Source organism: Pseudomonas sp. Pmew2 (genome assembly GCF_058129885.1).
This window is the reverse complement of sequence record NZ_CM176702.1, coordinates 818,802-838,097: the sequence shown is the minus strand read 5'-3', so window position 1 is coordinate 838,097 and position 19,296 is coordinate 818,802. Positions and strand designations below refer to the sequence as shown.

The following is a 19,296-nucleotide window of genomic DNA, read 5'->3' as shown; positions in this document are numbered from 1 at the left end:
AAGACCCATGCAGGCACTGAGCCACGCATGCACCCCAAGACCCCATATCATCCGTGAATATGCATCATGACTCCAGCGATTATGCATCGTACTTCATGGCAAAACGAAGAACGCTGGTGCCAGATCAATGTTTTTAGCTATTTTCCACCAATAACGCGTCTACGCGCTGGAAGCCTCTTGGCAATTTATTGCCACGTCGGCCCCGCTCCCCCTTGTAATGTTCAAGGTCTTCAGGTTTAAGCGACAGCGTTCGCTTGCCTGCCTGGAGTACCAGCGTCGCGCCCTGCGCAATCACCGCCAGATCGGTCACATATTCTTCTCGGCTGGCTACCCGCTCACCCGGAATACCGATGATCTTGTTGCCTTTGCCTTTGCCTTTGCCCAACTGCGGCAAATCGCTGATCTTGAACACCAGCAGGCGGCCTTCGGTGGTCACCGCTGCCAGCCAGTTCTGTTCACGGTCGGGCACCGGCCGAGGCAAGATGACTTTTGCCCCGTTCGGCAAGCTCAGCAACGCCTTGCCCGCCTTGTTCTTGGCCTGCAGGTCTTCGCCTTTGACGACAAACCCATAACCGGCATCCGAAGCGATCACATACAGCGCGTCATCTTCGGGCATCAATACGCACTCGAACGTCGCACCCGGTGGCGGTTGCAGTTTACCGGTCAACGGCTCGCCCTGGCCTCGTGCAGATGGCAGGGTGTGTGCTGCCACCGAATAGCTGCGCCCGGTCGAGTCGATGAACACGGCGAACTGATTTGAGCGGCCGATGGACGACGTCTTGAAACCATCCCCTGCTTTGTAGGAAAGCCCGGTGGCATCAATATCGTGGCCTTTGGCGCAACGCACCCAGCCTTTTTCCGAAAGCACGACAGTTACCGGCTCGGTGGGCATCAATTCGTTTTCAGACAGCGCCTTGGCTTCGGCACGGGCAACAATCGGCGAACGACGATTATCGCCATAGGTTTCAGCGTCGGCGATCAGTTCGGCACGGACCAGCTTGCGCAGTTTGGACTCACTGCCCAGCAGCGCCAGAAGCTTGGCCTGCTCTTTGCGCAGGGCCTCCTGCTCGCTGCGCAGCTTCATCTCTTCCAGACGCGCCAACTGACGCAGACGGGTATCGAGGATGTAGTCCGCCTGGATTTCCGACAGGCCAAAGCGTGCAATCAGTTCCGCCTTGGGATGTTCGGCGGTGCGGATGATGTGGATCACTTCATCCAGGTTCAGGTAAGCCGTGAGCAGACCGTCCAACAGGTGCAGACGATGCTCGACCTTGTCCAGACGAAACTGCAGACGACGACGCACAGTACCGATGCGGAACGTCAGCCATTCGCCGAGCAGTGTCTTGAGATTCTTGAGCTGCGGCTTGCCGTCCAGACCAATGATGTTGATGTTCACCCGATAGCTGGATTCCAGCTCGGTGGTCGCGAACAAATGCTGCATCAGCTCGTCCAGTTCAACCCGGTTGGAGCGCGGAATGATCACGATACGACAAGGATTTTCGTGGTCAGACTCGTCACGCAGGTCGGCAACCATCGGCAGCTTCTTGGCCTGCATCTGCGCGGCGATCTGCTCCAGCACCTTGGCGCCGGAAACCTGATGCGGCAGTGAAGTAACGACAATGTCGCCATCTTCAATGCGGTACACGGCCCGCATGCGCACCGAACCGCGCCCGGTCTCGTAGATTTTCAGCAGGTCGGCACGCGGCGTGATGATTTCCGCTTCGGTCGGATAGTCCGGCCCCAGAATGTGCTCGCACAGTTCCGGAACCGTGGCCTTGGGGTCGTCCAGCAGATGAACGCAGGCGCTGGCGACTTCGCGCAGATTGTGCGGCGGCACGTCGGTGGCCATACCGACGGCAATGCCGGTGGTGCCATTGAGCAGAATGTTCGGCAAACGCGCCGGCAGCACGGCCGGTTCCTCCAGTGTGCCGTCAAAGTTCGGCACCCAGTCAGCCGTGCCCTGGCCCAGTTCACTGAGCAGGACTTCGGAATAGCGCGACAGACGCGCCTCGGTGTAACGCATGGCCGCGAAGGATTTGGGATCATCCGGCGCACCCCAGTTACCCTGCCCGTCTACCAGCGTGTAGCGGTAGCTGAACGGCTGGGCCATCAGCACCATCGCTTCGTAGCAGGCCGAGTCGCCGTGTGGGTGGAATTTACCGAGTACGTCGCCGACGGTACGCGCCGATTTCTTGTGCTTGGCGTCAGCCCCCAGGCCCAGTTCGCTCATCGCGTAGATGATGCGCCGCTGAACAGGCTTCAGGCCGTCCCCGATATGCGGCAAGGCACGGTCCATGATCACGTACATGGAGTAGTTGAGGTAGGCCTGTTCGGTGAAGTCAGCCAGTGATCGGCGTTCTACACCATCCAGGCTGAGGTCAAGGGAGTCGCTCATGCGGGCCTCATTATTTCGTTGACTGGCGCAGCAGCAAGTTGCCGCCACGCTGTGTGAATTCAAGTTGTTTCATGGCGCTCATGCCCAGCAGCACCTGCTCACCGTCCAGACCGGGTGCCACCAGAGCACGCACATTGGTCAGGACTATATCGCCCAGTTGCAAGCAGTCGAGCGTGGTCCGAAAACCCTGACTGTTGCCATTGGCCGTGCTGAGCGTGACCGCAAAGCCGCGTTTCAGGCCCAGGCTGTCAGCCATATCACCGGGTACGGCCACGTCGGTCGCCCCGGTGTCGATCATGAACTCTACCGTCCGGCCGTTGATCTGGCCGGTACTGACAAAGTGCCCCTGACGATTACCCGCCAGTTGCACTTCGATGTATCCGTCACCGTGTTGCGAAGCAACCACCGTATTAGGGTTCTGCTGCTTGTCTTCCCAACTGCCGAAAAAGCGCGTCGCCAGAAACAGGCCAGCAGCCCAGGCCACGATCATTAATATCTTGCCAGCGCGCTTGCCGGGTTGCGGTTGATTCGCGGGCTGGCTCACTGACCGGCGCTCCAGCCCGCTTCAGGCGCAGCGAACCGCCAGACAATCGGGCGTTTTTCACCATCGGCGCGCGCACCGAAGTTATTGTCGATGCCGATCCACGCGCCCTTCTCGTCCACGACCAGCGCCTCGGTCAGGCCGTAGGGCTGATCATAGCGACGCGAAGGCACCATCGCTTCCTTGGCGAACGACCAGCAACGTTCGATCTGCCCGGTCTCAAGCCCACGCCGACAGATGCGATAGGCCGCACGTTCGAGCGTGAACAGCTTGCCGTTGTAGAGCGACAGATCGGAAAAGTCCGTAGACACGGTCTTGTGCCCCTGTTCTGCGGGCAGCAGGTCTTTACCATCTTCGGACAGCAGCACGCAGCTTTGCCCGCAGCTCCATTGTTCCTTGTCGCGCTGCACAACCAGCAGCCCGCGCTTCTCGCGCTCGGCGGCCAGCCAGATGCGGTCGCCAGAGGCGTTCACGGCAATCCCTTCGAAAATCGCATTGAAGTGTTGCAACATGCCCTGGCCGCGCGCCTGTTCTATCAGTACCTGCGGCAAGTCCAGCCAGAACGGTGCACCACTGACCGGAACCTTGAGCACCGTGCCATAGGCCTCGCTGACCAGATAACGGTTACCGGCTGCATCACAACTCACGCCTTCGAAATCCAGATCACCACCACGCACCAACGCGGAAAGGCCTGCCAGCGAACGCAGCTTGAGCGGCAGATAGCTGTGCGGCGCAGGTGCGTCAATGCGGTGTGCTTCTGCCTTCCAGGTATTTTGCGACACATCAAGGCTGTACAGCACATTGTCGTCACGGTCGGAAACGGTCCACAGCTGGCCATTGCACATGGCCAGACCCGACAGATTGCCGCCGACCATGTCGTCTACCGGGTGCTCGGATTGCAGTTTCAGGACCTCAAGCGGCGCGGCGAAAACCGGCGCGGCAACCAGGGTCAGGGCGGCGAGCCAGGCTCGTATCAAGTCAGGACCTCGGCGAGGTTGCCCTTCGATTCAAGCCAGGACTTGCGATCACCTGCACGTTTCTTCGCCAGCAACATGTCCATCATTTCCGACGTAGCAGCGAAATCATCCAGCGTGAGCTGCACCAGACGCCGTGTGTTCGGGTCCATGGTGGTTTCGCGCAATTGCGGCGGGTTCATTTCACCCAGGCCCTTGAATCGGGTGACCTGTGGTTTGCCCCGTTTCTTTTCAGCCACCAGACGGTCAAGGATTCCGTCGCGCTCGCTTTCGTCCAGCGCGTAGTAGATTTCCTTGCCAAGGTCGATCCGGTACAGCGGCGGCATGGCCACATACACATGCCCGGCGTCGACCAGCGGGCGGAAGTGCTGGACGAACAACGCACACAGCAAGGTGGCGATGTGCAAACCATCCGAGTCGGCGTCGGCGAGAATACAGATTTTGCCGTAACGCAACTGGCTGATGTCCGCCGCGCCCGGATCAACCCCGATGGCAACCGCGATGTTGTGCACTTCCTGGCTGGCGAGCACTTCGCCGCCGTCCACTTCCCAGGTATTCAGAATCTTGCCGCGCAGGGGCAGGATGGCCTGGAATTCCTTGTCCCGCGCCTGCTTGGCCGAACCACCGGCGGAATCACCTTCGACCAGAAACAGCTCGGAGCGCGCCGGATCCTGTCCGGCACAGTCAGCCAGCTTGCCCGGCAACGCGGGGCCTTGGGTAATGCGCTTGCGTTCAACCTTCTTGCTGGCCTTGAGGCGGCGACCGGCGTTGTTGATCGCCAGGTCAGCCAGTTGCAGGCCCAGCTCCGAGTGGGTATTGAGCCACAGACTGAACGCGTCCTTGACCACGCCGGAAACGAACGCCGCCGCCTCACGGGACGACAGACGTTCCTTGGTCTGCCCGGAGAACTGCGGCTCCTGCATTTTCATCGACAGGACGAAGGCAATTCGCTCCCAGACATCTTCAGGTGCCAGCTTGACGCCACGCGGCAACAGGTTGCGGAACTCGCAGAACTCGCGCATCGCATCCAGCAATCCCTGGCGCAAGCCGTTCACATGGGTGCCACCCTGCGCCGTAGGGATCAGGTTGACGTAGCTTTCCTGAACGCTGTCGCCACCTTCGGGCAGCCAGAGCAGCGCCCAGTCGACCGCTTCCTTGTTACCGGCGAAGCTGCCGCAGAACGGTTCGTCCGGCAGTCGCAGGAAGTCGCTGACCGAATCCTGTAGATACGAGCGCAAGCCGTCTTCGTAATGCCACTCGACTTTTTCGTTAGTGGACTTGTCTTCAAAGCTGACCAGCAGGCCCGGGCACAGAACCGCCTTGGCCTTGAGTACGTGCTTGAGACGACTGACGGAGAACTTCGGGGTATCGAAATACTTCGGATCGGGCGCGAAATAGACGCTGGTCCCGGTGTTGCGCTTGCCGACAGTGCCGATAACCGCCAGCTCTGTGGCCTTGTAGCCGTCGGCGAAGGTCATTTCATATTCGTTGCCATCGCGCTTGACCCGCACCCGAACCTGAGTGGAAAGCGCGTTGACCACGGAAATCCCTACGCCGTGCAGGCCGCCGGAGAACTGGTAGTTCTTGTTGGAGAACTTGCCACCCGCATGCAGCTTGGTGAGGATCAGCTCGACGCCGGACACACCTTCTTCCGGGTGAATGTCCACCGGCATGCCGCGGCCGTCGTCGGACACCTCAAGCGAGTTGTCGGCATGAAGGATGACCTGTACCGAGCGCGCGTGACCAGCCAGAGCTTCGTCGACACTGTTGTCGATGACTTCCTGAGCCAGGTGGTTGGGCCGCGAGGTGTCGGTGTACATGCCCGGACGTTTGCGAACCGGATCGAGGCCCGAGAGGACTTCGATGGCGTCTGCGTTATAAGAGCTAGCGCTGGGATTGGCCATGGGTTCTCGTTATCAATCTTTCATGGAATTTCGGGGGTTCAATGTTCTTGCATTCAGTAGGCCGGGCATCGATCGCCTATAGCGCCGACAGGTCGATCTTCTGCAACAGATCGGGGGCAAACCCGGCAAAGCTCAACAACGCTGGCATTTGCTCGGCAAAACCCTGAAAACTGTGGTCGCCGCCCGCCTGAATGCGCAAGGCACAGGCCCGGTAAAACTTCTCGGCGCGACGATAATCAAGGGTCTCGTCACCGGTCTGCAACCACACCTGAAACTGCTGCGGGTCCTGGGGAGCAGGAACCTCCAGCTCGGCCAGTGCCTGAATATGGTCTTCGGTCAACTGCCACTGCTCGCCGGTGTACAGGTTCTGCTGCACGCCGAGAAACCCGTCAAACAGCTGATGCGGGTTGACTGCCGGGTTGATCAGCACCGCCTTGAGGCCATGCTGCTGCGCCAAATGAGTCGCATAGTAGCCGCCGAGCGAGCTGCCGACCAGTAATGGCCGTCCCAGCTCCTTTATAGCGGTTTCAAGCTGCCCCATAGCCTGACGCGGATGGTGATGCAGTTCAGGGACTTGCAGACGATCAGCCAGACCCAATGACTTCATCAGCGCGGCCAACTGACAGGCCTTTCTCGACAGGGCCGAGCTGTTCAAGCCATGGATGTATAGCAGTGAAGGTGTGTCGCTCGTCACGCTGTCGCTCCCGAGTGCAAGGCAAAGCCGTGTAGTTTACAGGGACTTACGCTACAACACCTCACTGGAAACGTGTCCGCCCGCTCATTCAGTAGCCGGTGCCGCCGTAATCGACTTCGAACTCCATGCCGACCACTCGGGAAACAGCGGTTTCCAGCCGTCCGTCGTCATGCAGTCGCAGCCAGCGATAGCCCGGTGCCGTGGTGTCTACCTTGAAATCGGCACTGCCCGGCGCGAACTGAATGCAGGTCGAGGGCGACGCCAGCAGGCGCACGCCGTTACGCATCTGGTCGAACTCCTGATGTACATGCCCCCACAATACGGCCCGAACCTGCGGGAATCGATCCAGCACCGCAAACAACGCGTCAGCATTGCGCAGACCGATGGGTGCCATCCATTCACAGCCGATGGCCACCGGGTGGTGATGCAGGCAAACCAGATGATGCCGGTCAGGCGCTTCGCTCAGGGACTGCTCCAGCAACTGCAATTGCCCAGCGGCCAGAAAACCTGGCACCGAACCGGGCACTGCCGAATCCAGCAGTGTCACCCGCCACCGGCCGATGTTGATGATCGGCTCAAGCAGCCCTTCAGCCTGTGCGACATGCTCCATCTGCGGCAATTCATCATGATTACCGGCAAACCAGCGCGCGGGCGCGGCGATCTGCGTACTTATCCGGCGAAACGCTTCGTAAGACTCGACACTGCCATCCTGGGAGATATCCCCGCTTGCAACCACAAGATCAACCTGCGGCTGCTCGGCGAGGACCAGATCAACGACTTTTTCCAGACTGTCGCGGGTACTCATACCCAACAACGCCCCGTCCGCCTCGGCGAACAGGTGGCTGTCGGATATCTGTACCAGCAAAACTGACGATGAAGGGGCTGCGCTTGGCAAGACCGTCTCCCAGAGAGGATTCAGCGCGATTATGTGACGTGGCAGCGGGCGGGTAAACCGGGAATGTGAGCGCAGACGAGCATTTGGTCACATTTGCTGATTTGCTCGGTGCTTGAGCACAATTAAAGCAATAAGTCCGGCAGACACCATGCCCGCCAGTCCCGCACCCAAGAGATAGCTCAGCACCCGCTCATAAGGCATTCCAGGCCAGAGATATCCCGCCAACAAAAGCTCCAGGACAACGCCAAGAATCATTCCTGCCAGTCCAGCCAGATGAACGATCCACGGCATGAGCCTCAAAGACAGAATACCGATGACCACTCCGGTAATGGCCGTATATAGGAAGTGTTCCCAACGCAGAGCGCTGCCTGTCAGGGTTATCAACCCGAGATAGCTGAAAAGGCTGAGGGTGATTCCCGAGAAGCACGCTAACAGACATCGTGGGGTGCCTAAGTCACTCATTCGTTATACCTGCAAATAAATTCAGGTCGAATGTAAGGCATGTGGTTTCAAATCCAAGGTGCCGGGGGATTTTCAGAAACCACCTACAAGACTGGAGCCTGCCCGCTGTCAGCTGCCGTCACTTATCGGTCAATCCGGTGTGGGATAAATACAGGGCGAAGCCAAGGAGCAGTAGTGCAATGACAATTGATGAGGCGTTAACGCACTGCCTCAAACTCATGCCCACACGCCAGGCAATGACTCAGCCACTCGCCCAGAAACAAATTGAGCTGGGCCTTTTCGTCTGGCTGGTGCATGTCGGCGTTGGGGTAGGGATAAATGCCGCGAAAGCGCCGCGCATGCTCGGCGCCGATGACTTCGGCCATGCGTGCGTCGTGGTATACCTGAACCTCGAGCACCGGCACCGGCAGCCATGGCAGGCTGTGTTCCTGGCGGACTTGCAGGGTGGTGGTGTACGGGCAGTCGAGCAATACTTCGACGGCCAGTACGCCCAGCATCTGGTCGCCCTGGGTGACGGCGACGCGGCGTGAGCGCTGTTCGTTACGCATGTCGGGCAGCAGGCGCATCAGGCGCGCGTAGTTGGCCTCACACGCAGCCTGCAGCCCGGCAAGGTCGACACGATAGCGCTCGCGCAATAGATTCACGACCATAAACCCCTTATCTCCGCACGATTCAGCGCCAGCCATTGCAAGGCGATGATCGTCGACGCGTTTTTGATTGTTCCGTCTTTCATCGCCTGCATTGCGTCATCGAATGACCAGACTGTGACCCGGATGTCTTCGCCTTCGGACTCAAGCCCGTGAATTCCGCCTGCCCCTTCACTGCTGCACTGCCCCAGGTACAAGTGAACAAACTCATTACTGCCACCTGGAGAAGGAAAGTATTTGGTGATGGGCCAAAGCGAGCGGAACACCAGTCCAGCTTCCTCCTCTGCCTCGCGATGAGCAACTTCTTCCGGCTGTTCATCCTTGTCGATCAGCCCGGCGACCAGTTCGATCAGCCACGGGTTGCTGGTCTTTTCCATGGCACCCACGCGGAACTGCTCGATGAGCACCACTTCGTCACGCTTGGCATCGTAAGGAAGTACACAAACCGCATCGTGGCGAACGAAAAGCTCGCGGCTGATTTCCTTGCTCATGCCACCTGCGAACAGCTCGTGGCGCACATGCAGCTTGTCCAGCCTATAGAAGCCCTTGAAGCAGTTTTCACGCTGTATGGTTTCAAAAGCGCTTGGTGCAGATCGTGTGGTCTGGGTCATGGGTTTCTCGCTTGCCGCCGTTTTTGACATCGGGCCATCCTAACGCGCATCGACGTTAAGATGCAGCCCCCTTGAAGATGCAGGGTAGACGGCCGGGACTTAAAACAATTCTAATCTGCCATGATCGAACCGAAGACGTTGTTTACAGTCCAACCAGCCTGCATACGCACAACGCAACCGCCTTTACTGACACTGCCAAGGATCAACATGTCGTTATTGAGGATCACTTCACTGGCTTGCCTGGCCCTGTTGCTCGGCGCCTGCCAAAGCCTCTTCACGCCCAACATGCGCACACCGCTGCAGGTCCAGCGCGATGCCTCCGAGCTGATCAAGCCAGGCTGCACCACGGCGGACTGCCCGCTGGTGAACATCGATACCGTGCATTTTCCCGATGAGCCGCGATTGGACGCCATCGTCCAGAAGACCTTGCTGCAACTGACCGTTGCTGACAGCAGCGCCTCGCCGCCTGCGTCTATCAAAGCCTATCAGGAACAGTTCCTGAGCCAGGCCCAGGGCCGCAACAGCAGTTATCTGCAAGCCAAGGTACGCGAGCAGCATGACGGTATCGTGGTTGTCGAACTGTCCAGCTACCTGGATACCGGTGGTGCCCACGGCAACCCTGGCCGGGCGTTCATCAACTATTCGCGTCAGCAGCAGAAAGTTCTGACGCTGGCCGACATGATCATTCCGGGCAAGGAAAGCGAATTCTGGCAGAAGGCCCAACTGGCCCACCAGGGCTGGCTGGTCTCGACCAAGATGAATGAAGACAGCGAGTTCATGAAGACTTGGCCGTTCAAGCGCACGCCACACATCGCGCTGACCTACGGCGCGGTGATCCTCAAGTACTCGGTGGATACCATTGCGCCATATTCGATGGGTCACATCGAGCTGAAGATTCCTTACCCTCAGCTCAACGGCATCCTCAAGCCGGAACTGTTCCCCGGTCGCGGTTGATCGCACCGCCGATCAACAGCTGCAACACGCCAGCGACAACGAGCGCTGGCAGTGTTGCACCGACATTCGGGTAAAAGCCAGCCAGCAGGTGATAGGTGCTGAGCCCGCCCAGCCACGCCAGCAGACTCATCCAGCGCAAACCGCCCTCTACTACCTGACCACTGCGACGACGCAGGATGAAATGGTCGACCAGCACCACGCCGAACAGCGGCGCAAACACCGAGCCGATCAGCAGCAGAAAGTTCTGGTACTGGGCCAGCGGTGCCAGACAGGCGATCAGCGTGCAGATCACGCCGATGGTCAATGCCAGGTGCTCGACCTTGATACGTGACAGCAAAGCACTCGATACCGCCGCCGAATGAATATCGGCGAACGCATTTTCCGTCTCATCCAGCAGAATCAGCAGCAACGGGATACCCAGACCTGCGCCGGCCAGCGCCAGCAGCAAGGCATTGACCTCACCGCTCGGCGCGAACGCCAACGTATAGGCAACGCCCAGACTCATCAGCCAGAAGTTACCGATGAAAAAGCCTGCAGCCGTGCCGCCGAAGACACTTTTCGCACGTTGGCCGAAGCGCGAGTAGTCGGCAATGAGCGGCAGCCAGGACAGCGGCATGGCGATGGCAATGTCGAACCCCGAAGCAAACGGCAGTGAACCGTCCCCGGATGTCGCCCACAGCGCTGCCAGATCAGCCTTGGTCAGCAGGTTCCAGGTCAGCCATGAACACGCGGCCAGCAGTATCCAGATCCCCCACTTGCGCAAGAATCGGCGCACGAAGGTCAATGGTCCGCTGACCGCCAGCAGAGTGGCCAGCGCTCCAAAAAACAGCGTCCAGAGCAGCGGGCTGGTCCACAGACTGCCCTGCGAAAAAGCCCGATCGCCCAACAGACTGGCGGCGTCGCGCATGACGATGATCTCGAACGAACCCCAACCGATCAGTTGCAGCAGGTTCAACACTGTGGGCAGCGATGCGCCTTTGCTGCCCAGGCTGAGTTTGAGGGCTGCCATGGAAGACAAACCGGTGTCACTGCCGATCACGCCGACACTGGCGAGCAGTAAAACGCCCACCAGCGTGCCGAGGAAAATCGCCAGCATCGAGCCGGACATGCCCAGCCCCGGCGCCAGCAAGGCCCCGGTTTGCAGCACCATCAAACCGATGCCGAGGGAAAACCACAGGGAGAACAGATCCCGCCCACCGAATACCCGCTGGCTGGCAGGGATGGGGGTGTCGGGAGAATAGGTGCCAGGTGTGTTCACGTTGGTGTCTCGTGTGGGGTGTTGATCGGTGATTCGGGATCGGACGCGGAGCTTCCAGAACAGCGCTACCACGCAGAGCGTGGGATCATCGCAATTATCGTGCGGCGCTCTGCGTCGCATGCCGTTCTGGACGCTCTGCGTCCTCTTGACGACGCAGAGCGTCGAGACCTGCATTCCCACGCTGGAGCGTGCGGAACGATAATCGCAACTATCGTGCGACGCTCCGAGTCGTAAAGCCCAATGCTGGAGCGTAGCGATAACCGCTAGCGGTGTTCTGTCGTGCACGTACCGCTTTCTACACCTTCTTGTACAACTGGCTGCCTTCCTGCTTGAAGCGCTCGGCCTGCTCGGCCAGGCCTTTGGCGACATCGACGTCGACTGCTTCGATCCGCTGGTTGGCGGCGTACTCGCGTACTTCCTGAGTGATTTTCATCGAGCAGAATTTCGGCCCGCACATGGAACAGAAATGCGCGACCTTGGCCGAGTCCTTGGGCAGGGTTTCGTCGTGATAAGAGCGTGCGGTGTCCGGGTCCAGGCCAAGGTTGAACTGGTCTTCCCAGCGGAACTCGAAACGCGCCTTGCTCAAGGCGTTATCACGGATCTGCGCCCCTGGATGGCCTTTGGCAAGGTCCGCTGCGTGGGCAGCGATCTTGTAGGTGATGATCCCGGTCTTCACGTCATCCTTATTCGGCAGCCCCAGGTGCTCTTTGGGCGTGACGTAGCACAGCATGGCGCAACCGAACCAGCCAATCATCGCGGCACCGATGCCCGACGTGATGTGGTCATACCCCGGCGCAATATCGGTGGTCAGCGGGCCCAGAGTGTAAAACGGCGCTTCGTCGCAGCATTCCAGCTGCTTGTCCATGTTTTCCTTGATCAACTGCATCGGCACATGACCGGGGCCTTCGATCATGGTCTGCACGTCGTGCTTCCAGGCGATCTTGGTCAGTTCACCCAAGGTTTCCAGCTCACCGAACTGCGCCGCATCGTTGGCGTCGGCAATCGAGCCAGGACGCAAACCATCGCCCAGCGAGAAGCTGACGTCATAAGCCTTCATGATTTCGCAAATGTCTTCGAAATGGGTGTACAGGAAGTTTTCCTGATGATGCGCCAGGCACCACTTGGCCATGATTGAACCACCACGGCTGACAATCCCGGTCACACGTTTGGCGGTCAGCGGTACATAACGCAGCAACACACCGGCGTGGATGGTGAAGTAATCAACGCCCTGCTCGGCCTGCTCGATCAGTGTGTCGCGGAACAGCTCCCAGGTCAGGTCCTCGGCCGCACCGCCGACTTTTTCCAGAGCCTGATAGATCGGCACAGTGCCGATCGGCACCGGCGAGTTGCGGATGATCCATTCACGGGTTTCATGAATATGCTTGCCGGTAGACAGGTCCATGACCGTGTCAGAACCCCAGCGAATGCCCCAGGTCAGCTTGGCGACTTCTTCTTCGATGGAAGATCCCAGCGCGCTGTTACCGATGTTGCCGTTGATCTTCACCAGAAAGTTACGGCCGATAATCATCGGTTCCAGTTCGACGTGGTTGATGTTGGCCGGGATGATCGCGCGACCACGGGCGATCTCTTCGCGCACGAACTCGGCAGTAATTTCCTTCGGGATGCTCGCGCCGAAGCTGTGCCCCGCATGCTGCTGGGTCAGCAGGCCAGCGGCACGGGCTTCCTGAAGCTTCATGTTTTCGCGGATGGCAACGTATTCCATCTCGGCGGTAATGATGCCCTGACGCGCATAGTGCATCTGGCTGACGTTGGCCCCCGCCTTGGCCCGGCGCGGGTTGCGCACATGAGCAAAGCGCAGCGCAGTCAGTTCGGCGTCGCTCAGGCGTTGCTGGCCGAAGTTGGAACTCAGGCCGGGCAGACGCTCGGTGTCATTGCGCGAGTCGATCCACGGCGAGCGAACATCCGCCAGGCCTTTACGCACGTCGATGATCACGTTGGGGTCGGTGTACGGGCCGGAGGTGTCATAGACCGTGACCGGCGCGTTGATCTCGCCGCCGAAGTCAGTCGGTGTGACGTCCAGAGTGATTTCGCGCATCGGCACGCGGATGTCCGGGCGTGAGCCCTGAACGTAGATTTTCTGCGAACGGGTAAACGGCTGTACCGATCCGGAATCGACTTGTGCCGACTCGCTCAAATGGGCTGCGTTTTTTAGTGTTGTACTCATCACGGGCTCTCCAGACATCCGGTTGCGGATTTATTGTCGGAGTGACCTGACGTGACGGACGGGTGCACCAGTGCTGGTGCTGAGTATCGAAAGGAGACGTACGCTGTTCATTTTTTGAACAATCGACCCCGGACGATACTCAAGAGGACTCGCCGGGAGACGAGAAATCTTGTTCCCTACGCAGGCGCTAACCTGATCAGGTTCAACGGGATCCGGTTTAACCGATCTCAGCCTCATAGCAAGGCACCCCGACAAGAACGCGATCAGTCTATGCCGGGGCGCGGTCGCAATGCCAGCCTATTTGCACAGGGCTCGATAAATGGCGCAAATCGCCGATTGTTGCTAAAAGAGTCTGGCTCTACACTCGCTAACCCGGTTTCGCTTAAAACCGTGATTACTTTCTTCATGAACAGGGAATGCCTCATGCTGCGCAAACTTTCGTTGGTTGTGGCCGTTTCGTTTGCGTCCAGCGGCCTGACGTGGGCAGCCGATGTGCCACTGCCGACCCAGACAGGTCTGCTGAATGTCTATCAGCAGGCGGTGGACAACAATGCCGACCTTGCGGCATCCCGCGCCGATTACGATGCCCGCAAGGAAGCCGTACCGCAGGCCCGCGCCGGTTTGCTGCCGAACATTTCCGGCAGCGCACAAAGCAACAATACCCGCACCAGTATCGACCAGCCAAGAGCCGTGGCCACCCGTAGCGGTAACGTCTATCAAGCCACCCTGAGCCAGCCGATCTTCCGTGCCGACCGCTGGTTCCAGTTGCAGGCCGCCGAGGCGAGCAACGAGCAGGCGGCACTCGAGCTGTCGGCTACCGAGCAGAACCTGATCCTGCAAGCGGCACAAAGCTATTTCAGCGTGCTGCGCGCCCAGGACAATCTGGCCTCGACCAAGGCCGAGGAGGCAGCGTTCAAACGCCAGCTCGATCAGGCCAACGAGCGTTTCGATGTCGGCCTGTCGGACAAGACCGACGTGTTGCAGGCGCAGGCCAGCTACGACACCTCGCGTGCCAGCAGGATTCTCGCCAAGCGCCAGGTGGATGATGCGTTTCAAGCCCTGGTGACGCTGACCAATCGGGAATACAACTCCATCGAAGGCATCGTGCATACCTTGCCTGTGCTGGCGCCAACGCCGAACGATGCCAAGGCCTGGGTCGACACCGCAGCACAACAGAACCTCAACCTGCTGGCCAGTAACTACGCCGTCAACGCTGCCGAGGAGACCCTGCGTCAGCGCAAGGCCGGGCATGCCCCGACACTCGATGCCGTGGCGACTTATCAGCGTGGCGACAACGACGCACTGGGTTTCAGCAACCCTAACTACACCGGGCGCAATTATGGCGGCGACGTCGAGCAGCGCAGTATTGGTGTGCAGTTGAATATCCCGATCTACAGCGGTGGCCTGACCAGTTCACAGGTACGCGAAGCCTATGCGCGCCTGAGCCAGAGCGAGCAACGCCGTGAAAGCCTGCGTCGTCAGGTGGTGGAAAACACGCGTAATCTGCACCGGGCGGTGAATACCGATGTCGAGCAGGTCCAGGCCCACAAACAGTCGATCATCTCCAACCAGAGCGCGCTGGAAGCCACCGAAATCGGTTATCAGGTGGGCACCCGCAACATCGTCGACGTGCTGGATGCGCAGCGCCAGTTGTATGCCTCGGTGCGTGACTACAACAACACGCGCTATGACTACATCCTCGACAACCTGCGCCTCAAGCAGGCAGCCGGCACCCTGAGCCCGGGCGACCTGCAGGATCTGTCACGCTACCTGAAGGCTGACTACAACCCGGACAAGGACTTCCTTCCGCCCGACCTGGCAACCGCCGCGCAGAAGAACTTCGAGCGACCTGCAAAGCGCTGAGATTGCTGACCGATCTGGATGCTCTGCGCCCGACTTCAAGTCATGCAGCGCGACGCAGATTTGTGACGCGGAGCGTCACCCAAGGCATTCCCACGCTGGAGCGTGAGGAACGATAGGCGTCTGGACGAGCTCAACTATCGTGCCGACGCTCTGCGTCGGCATGCAGTTCTGGACGCTCCGCGTCCTCCGACTCAGCGCCTGCCCATCAACCGCCCGATCCCGTCGAGCAGGCGTTGCAGCGCGCCCTGATTGGCCTTCATCACAGCCAGCCCTGCATCGGCCATGCTGCGAGCCTGCTGTGGCTGGTCGAAAAGCCCCTGCACGGCGGCGGCCAGCGTGGTCGCATCGCTGACCTCTTGCAACGCACCGGCAGTGCGCAGCATGGCGGCAATCTCGAGGAAGTTGAACAGGTGCGGGCCGCTGAGCACCGGTTTGGCCAGCGCAGCAGGCTCCAGCAGGTTGTGGCCGCCGTTAGGCACCAGGCTGCCGCCCACAAAAGCGATATCCGCCAGCGCATAGAGAAACAGCAATTCGCCCATGGTATCGCCCATCAGCACCGAGACGTCCGGCGTGACAGCCTGCGCGGATGAGCGCCGAACCGTCGCAAAACCCTGCTGCTGACACAGCGCATGCACGCTGTCGAAACGCTCGGGATGACGCGGCACCAGGATCAGCAGCGCATCAGGATGGCTCGTCAATAACGTGCGATGAGCTGAAAGAACGCTTTCATCCTCGCCTGCATGGGTGCTGGCGGCGATCCATACCGGACGCTGCGTCGCCTGCCATTGCTCACGCAAGTGCGCGGCACGTTCCAGCAATTGCGGGTCAATACTCAGGTCGAACTTGATCGAACCGGTCACTGCAACGCACTCGGGACGCGCGCCCAGATCACGAAAGCGCTGCGCCTCGACTTCTGTCTGCACCGCGAACCAGGCCATTTGCGCCAGCATCGGCCGGGCAAGCTTGGCAAAACGTGCGTAGCCCCTCGCCGAGCGCTCCGAAAGCCGCGCATTGGCGAGCACCACGGGGATCCCGCGCAGGGCGCATTGGTGGATGTGGTTGGGCCACAGCTCGGTTTCCATGATGATGCCCAGCCGGGGCTGCACATGATCGAGAAAACGCCCTGCCGCCCAAGGCAAGTCATACGGCAGGTAGCAATGCTGAATGCGCGGTTCGCTGGCGAACAGCGCCATGATTCGTTCCGAACCTGTGGGCGTCATGCAAGTCACAGTGATCGGCAGTTGGGGGTATTGCAGCAGCAGCGCGCGAATCATCGGCGCGGCCGCGATGCTTTCGCCCACTGACACCGCATGCACCCAGATACCACCGCGCTGCATGGCAGGCAGGCCGCTGGCGAACCGCTCGCCGATACGTTGGCGATATGCCGGAGCCTTGCGCGCACGTAACCACAGGCGCAGGGCAACCAGTGGCAGGCCGAGATGAAACAGTAGGGTATAAAGGGTTCTATTCATGGGCGCGGAGTTTATCAGCCCGCCATCACAAGTCGCTAGAATGCGCAGCCTGACAAAAAGGAATGCACCATGAACGCTTATTACCTGCTGGCTATCGCCGTTTGCGCGGAAGTCATCGCCACCACCTCCATGAAAGCCGTGAAAGGGTTCAGCACTCCCCTGCCGTTGTTGCTGCTGATCACTGGTTATGCGATTGCATTCTGGATGCTGATTCTGGTGATGCGCACGATCCCGGTCGGCATCACCTACGCCATCTGGTCGGGCATGGGCATTGTCATGGTGAGCATTGCGGCGTTCTTCATCTACGGCCAGAAACTCGACCTGCCCGCGTTGTTGGGCATGGGCATGATTGTGGCTGGCGTAGCCGTCATCCAGCTGTTCTCGAAAACCGCCGGGCATTGAAAAGCCGATCCTTTATAATGCTTGTACTTTTTGCTCACTGAGGTGCTCATGCCATCGGTTATTTCCACTGACGTGCTGATTGTCGGGGCTGGCGTAGCCGGTCTATGGCTCAACGCCCGGTTGCGTCGTCAAGGGTTCTCGACAGTGCTGGTAGAAAGCGCCAGCCTGGGTGGCGGGCAAAGCCTCAAGTCTCAGGGGATCATCCACGGCGGTGCCAAGTACGCGCTGCACGGCGCGCTTTCCGGTGCCTCCGAGGCCATCGCCGATATGCCGCGCCGCTGGCGTGAAGCTCTCGATGGCAAAGGCGAGCTGGACCTGTCCGGTGTACGCCTGCTGTCCGAGGCCCACTACTTGTGGTCGCCAGGCACCATCGCCGGCAATCTCACCAGCTTCTTCGCCAGCAAGGCGGTGCGCGGCCGTGTGGATCAGGTCAAGGGCGAGCAATTACCGCCCGCACTGCAAAACCCCAAATTCAAGGGCAAGGTCTATCGTCTCGCGGAACTGGTGGTCGATGTGCCGAGCCTGATCGAGCGACTCGCCGAGCTGGCCGGTGACAGCCTGCTGGCCGGTCAGAATGTTGAGCCGCTGTACGAGGGCGATGAGCTGGTCGGGCTGCGCGTCGATGGGCGCGATATTCATGCCCAGCGCATCGTACTCAGTGCTGGCGGTGGCAACGCCGACCTGCTCAATGCACTTGGCGTATCGCAACCGCAGATGCAGCGCCGCCCGTTGCACATGGTGCTGGTCAAGGGCCCGACCCTGAAACCGCTGTTCGCCCACTGCCTGGGTGGCGGTCCCAAGCCGCGCATCACGGTTACCACCCACCCTGCGGCTGACGGCCAGTGCGTGTGGTACCTGGGTGGCGATCTGGCTGAGGCCGAGGGCGTGGTGCGCGAGCCGGACGCGCAGATCGCCGTCGCCCGCAAGGAGCTTGAAGCCCTGCTGCCGTGGGTCGACCTGAGTCAGGCACAATGGGCGACCCTGCGCGTGGACCGCGCCGAGCCTGCCCAGTCGGGGCTGGTGCGGCCAGACAACGCCTTTCTCGACAGCCAGCGTCGCCTGATGGTTGGCTGGCCGACCAAACTGGCACTGGCTCCGGACTTCGCTGACCGGGTTCTGTCGCAGCTTTCGAGAGATGGCATCCATCCGACACCGCAGTCACCACTGGTTGATGTACCAAGGCCGCCGATGGCCATACCTGTCTGGGATGAGCTGCTGCCATGAGCCTGAAAACCCTGCACGACCTGCATCGCCCGCTGGGCAATAGCGGCCTGAGCGTATCGCCCCTTGGCCTGGGCACCGTCAAGCTGGGCCGCGACCAAGGCGTCAAATACCCCAGCGGCTTCAAGATTCCCGATGACCAGCAGGCGCAGATGCTGCTGCGCATGGCCCGCGACATGGGCATCAACCTGATCGACACTGCACCCGCCTATGGCACCAGCGAAGAGCGCCTGGGACCGCTGCTGCGCGGTCAGCGCCAGGACTGGGTGATTGTCAGCAAGGTCGGCGAAGAATTCGACAACGGTCAGTCGAGCCATGACTTCAGCGCTGAGCACACCCGCAAATCGGTCGAGCGTAGCCTGAAACGACTTGAAACCGATTTTCTCGATCTGGTGCTGGTGCATTCGGACGGCAACGACCTGGCGATCCTCAACGAGGCCGAGGTGTATCAGACCCTCGCCGACCTCAAGCGCGAAGGCAAGGTTCGCGGCTTCGGCTTTTCCGGCAAGACGGTCGAAGGCGGCCTGTTGGCATTGCGCGAGGGGGATTGTGCGATGGTCACCTACAACCTCAACGAGCAAGGCGAGAAACCGGTGCTGGATTACGCTGCCGCCCACGGCAAAGGCATCCTGGTGAAGAAAGCGCTGGCCAGCGGTCATGTCTGTCTGACGCCGGGCACAGACCCGGTGCAGGCCAGTTTTCAGCTACTGTTTAAACATCCGGCGGTAGCCAGTGCTATTGTCGGCACCATCAATCCGTTGCACCTGGCGCACAACGTTGCAACTGCCGCTGCCGTGATTTGCCGTCAAGCCTGATTG

Annotated in this window: 17 protein-coding genes and 1 riboswitch; of the genes, 5 read left to right on the top strand and 12 right to left on the bottom strand. The window is 60.0% G+C overall.

The genetic code is table 11. From position 1 onward, the window contains the following. Positions 1–133 precede the first annotated feature (133 nt). The 9 genes from parC to AC4ANK_RS03715 form a co-directional block, all read right to left on the bottom strand. Positions 134–2,395 carry a DNA topoisomerase IV subunit A gene (gene parC / locus AC4ANK_RS03755; protein WP_002551802.1) on the bottom strand — a complete coding sequence of 754 codons (2,262 nt, stop codon included), beginning with the start codon at positions 2,393–2,395 and terminating at the stop codon, positions 134–136. Positions 2,396–2,405: 10 nt separating this feature from the next. Next, positions 2,406–2,939, bottom strand: a complete 534-nt coding sequence (locus AC4ANK_RS03750; protein ID WP_002551801.1) for a retropepsin-like aspartic protease family protein — start codon at positions 2,937–2,939, stop codon at positions 2,406–2,408. Further along, the gene (locus tag AC4ANK_RS03745; RefSeq protein WP_002551800.1) at positions 2,936–3,913 is read right to left on the bottom strand and encodes an esterase-like activity of phytase family protein; all 978 of its coding nucleotides are present in this window, start codon (positions 3,911–3,913) and stop codon (positions 2,936–2,938) included. The genes AC4ANK_RS03750 and AC4ANK_RS03745 overlap by 4 nt, the downstream gene beginning before the upstream one ends. Continuing rightward, positions 3,910–5,814, bottom strand: coding sequence for a DNA topoisomerase IV subunit B (gene parE / locus AC4ANK_RS03740; RefSeq protein ID WP_002551799.1), 1,905 nt, complete (start codon positions 5,812–5,814; stop codon positions 3,910–3,912). The genes AC4ANK_RS03745 and parE overlap by 4 nt, the downstream gene beginning before the upstream one ends. Positions 5,815–5,890: 76 nt before the next feature. Further along, positions 5,891–6,508 (bottom strand): YqiA/YcfP family alpha/beta fold hydrolase, encoded by a 618-nt coding sequence (locus AC4ANK_RS03735; protein ID WP_005731105.1) that lies wholly within the window; start codon positions 6,506–6,508, stop codon positions 5,891–5,893. 88 nt (positions 6,509–6,596) lie between these two features. After that, positions 6,597–7,403 (bottom strand): 3',5'-cyclic-AMP phosphodiesterase, encoded by an 807-nt coding sequence (cpdA, locus tag AC4ANK_RS03730; RefSeq protein ID WP_002551797.1) that lies wholly within the window; start codon positions 7,401–7,403, stop codon positions 6,597–6,599. An 87-nt stretch (positions 7,404–7,490) separates the two neighbouring features. Beyond that, positions 7,491–7,865: a hypothetical protein gene (locus AC4ANK_RS03725; protein WP_005731103.1), complete on the bottom strand. Its 375-nt coding sequence runs from the start codon at positions 7,863–7,865 to the stop codon at positions 7,491–7,493. A 197-nt stretch (positions 7,866–8,062) separates the two neighbouring features. Then, on the bottom strand, positions 8,063–8,515 hold the full coding sequence (locus AC4ANK_RS03720) for a DUF1249 domain-containing protein (RefSeq protein ID WP_002551796.1): 453 nt from the start codon (positions 8,513–8,515) through the stop codon (positions 8,063–8,065). Then, complete coding sequence (locus AC4ANK_RS03715) at positions 8,506–9,123, bottom strand: NUDIX domain-containing protein (protein WP_002551795.1); 618 nt, start codon at positions 9,121–9,123, stop codon at positions 8,506–8,508. Before AC4ANK_RS03715 ends, AC4ANK_RS03720 begins: the two co-directional genes overlap by 10 nt. Positions 9,124–9,330: 207 nt before the next feature. On the opposite strand from AC4ANK_RS03715, the gene AC4ANK_RS03710 reads away from it, so the two are divergent. Further along, the gene (locus AC4ANK_RS03710; protein WP_004654549.1) at positions 9,331–10,077 is read left to right on the top strand and encodes an RsiV family protein; all 747 of its coding nucleotides are present in this window, start codon (positions 9,331–9,333) and stop codon (positions 10,075–10,077) included. Here AC4ANK_RS03710 and cytX read toward each other — a convergent pair. Continuing rightward, a complete protein-coding gene (gene cytX, locus AC4ANK_RS03705; protein WP_002551793.1) occupies positions 10,046–11,335 on the bottom strand; it encodes a putative hydroxymethylpyrimidine transporter CytX in 1,290 nt (429 codons plus the stop codon). The genes AC4ANK_RS03710 and cytX overlap by 32 nt on opposite strands. Before the next feature lie 295 nt (positions 11,336–11,630). Continuing rightward, complete coding sequence (thiC, locus tag AC4ANK_RS03700; RefSeq protein WP_005731099.1) at positions 11,631–13,520, bottom strand: phosphomethylpyrimidine synthase ThiC; 1,890 nt, start codon at positions 13,518–13,520, stop codon at positions 11,631–11,633. A gap of 156 nt (positions 13,521–13,676) precedes the next feature. Further along, a riboswitch (TPP riboswitch) is annotated at positions 13,677–13,781 on the bottom strand. 162 nt (positions 13,782–13,943) lie between these two features. Here thiC and AC4ANK_RS03695 point away from each other — a divergent pair. After that, positions 13,944–15,383 (top strand): TolC family outer membrane protein, encoded by a 1,440-nt coding sequence (locus tag AC4ANK_RS03695; RefSeq protein WP_460384222.1) that lies wholly within the window; start codon positions 13,944–13,946, stop codon positions 15,381–15,383. A 191-nt stretch (positions 15,384–15,574) separates the two neighbouring features. Here AC4ANK_RS03695 and waaA read toward each other — a convergent pair whose 3' ends face one another. After that, entirely contained in the window at positions 15,575–16,855 is a 1,281-nt protein-coding gene (gene waaA / locus AC4ANK_RS03690) for a lipid IV(A) 3-deoxy-D-manno-octulosonic acid transferase (RefSeq protein WP_002551790.1), read from the bottom strand. 69 nt (positions 16,856–16,924) lie between these two features. Here waaA and AC4ANK_RS03685 point away from each other — a divergent pair, with 69 nt between their 5' ends. Genes AC4ANK_RS03685 through AC4ANK_RS03675 form a run of 3 tightly spaced genes read left to right on the top strand, consistent with a single transcriptional unit; the run spans position 16,925 to position 19,293 of the window. After that, positions 16,925–17,257 (top strand): SMR family transporter, encoded by a 333-nt coding sequence (locus AC4ANK_RS03685; RefSeq protein ID WP_002551789.1) that lies wholly within the window; start codon positions 16,925–16,927, stop codon positions 17,255–17,257. A 48-nt stretch (positions 17,258–17,305) separates the two neighbouring features. Then, complete coding sequence (locus tag AC4ANK_RS03680; RefSeq protein ID WP_002551788.1) at positions 17,306–18,481, top strand: NAD(P)/FAD-dependent oxidoreductase; 1,176 nt, start codon at positions 17,306–17,308, stop codon at positions 18,479–18,481. Then, the gene (locus tag AC4ANK_RS03675) at positions 18,478–19,293 is read left to right on the top strand and encodes an aldo/keto reductase (protein WP_002551787.1); all 816 of its coding nucleotides are present in this window, start codon (positions 18,478–18,480) and stop codon (positions 19,291–19,293) included. The genes AC4ANK_RS03680 and AC4ANK_RS03675 overlap by 4 nt, the downstream gene beginning before the upstream one ends. The last annotated feature ends 3 nt before the right edge of the window (positions 19,294–19,296 follow it).

What these genes read in the sequence shown, in the direction of transcription:
- AC4ANK_RS03695 (WP_460384222.1), top strand. Translation starts at nt 13,944, where the DNA reads ATGCTGCGCAAACTTTCGTTGGTTGTGGCCGTTTCGTTTGCGTCCAGC.
- AC4ANK_RS03720 (WP_002551796.1), bottom strand. Translation starts at nt 8,515, where the DNA reads ATGGTCGTGAATCTATTGCGCGAGCGCTATCGTGTCGACCTTGCCGGG.
- AC4ANK_RS03680 (WP_002551788.1), top strand. Translation starts at nt 17,306, where the DNA reads ATGCCATCGGTTATTTCCACTGACGTGCTGATTGTCGGGGCTGGCGTA.
- thiC (WP_005731099.1), bottom strand. Translation starts at nt 13,520, where the DNA reads ATGAGTACAACACTAAAAAACGCAGCCCATTTGAGCGAGTCGGCACAA.
- AC4ANK_RS03685 (WP_002551789.1), top strand. Translation starts at nt 16,925, where the DNA reads ATGAACGCTTATTACCTGCTGGCTATCGCCGTTTGCGCGGAAGTCATC.
- AC4ANK_RS03675 (WP_002551787.1), top strand. Translation starts at nt 18,478, where the DNA reads ATGAGCCTGAAAACCCTGCACGACCTGCATCGCCCGCTGGGCAATAGC.
- AC4ANK_RS03710 (WP_004654549.1), top strand. Translation starts at nt 9,331, where the DNA reads ATGTCGTTATTGAGGATCACTTCACTGGCTTGCCTGGCCCTGTTGCTC.
- parC (WP_002551802.1), bottom strand. Translation starts at nt 2,395, where the DNA reads ATGAGCGACTCCCTTGACCTCAGCCTGGATGGTGTAGAACGCCGATCA.
- AC4ANK_RS03725 (WP_005731103.1), bottom strand. Translation starts at nt 7,865, where the DNA reads ATGAGTGACTTAGGCACCCCACGATGTCTGTTAGCGTGCTTCTCGGGA.
- waaA (WP_002551790.1), bottom strand. Translation starts at nt 16,855, where the DNA reads ATGAATAGAACCCTTTATACCCTACTGTTTCATCTCGGCCTGCCACTG.
- parE (WP_002551799.1), bottom strand. Translation starts at nt 5,814, where the DNA reads ATGGCCAATCCCAGCGCTAGCTCTTATAACGCAGACGCCATCGAAGTC.
- AC4ANK_RS03715 (WP_002551795.1), bottom strand. Translation starts at nt 9,123, where the DNA reads ATGACCCAGACCACACGATCTGCACCAAGCGCTTTTGAAACCATACAG.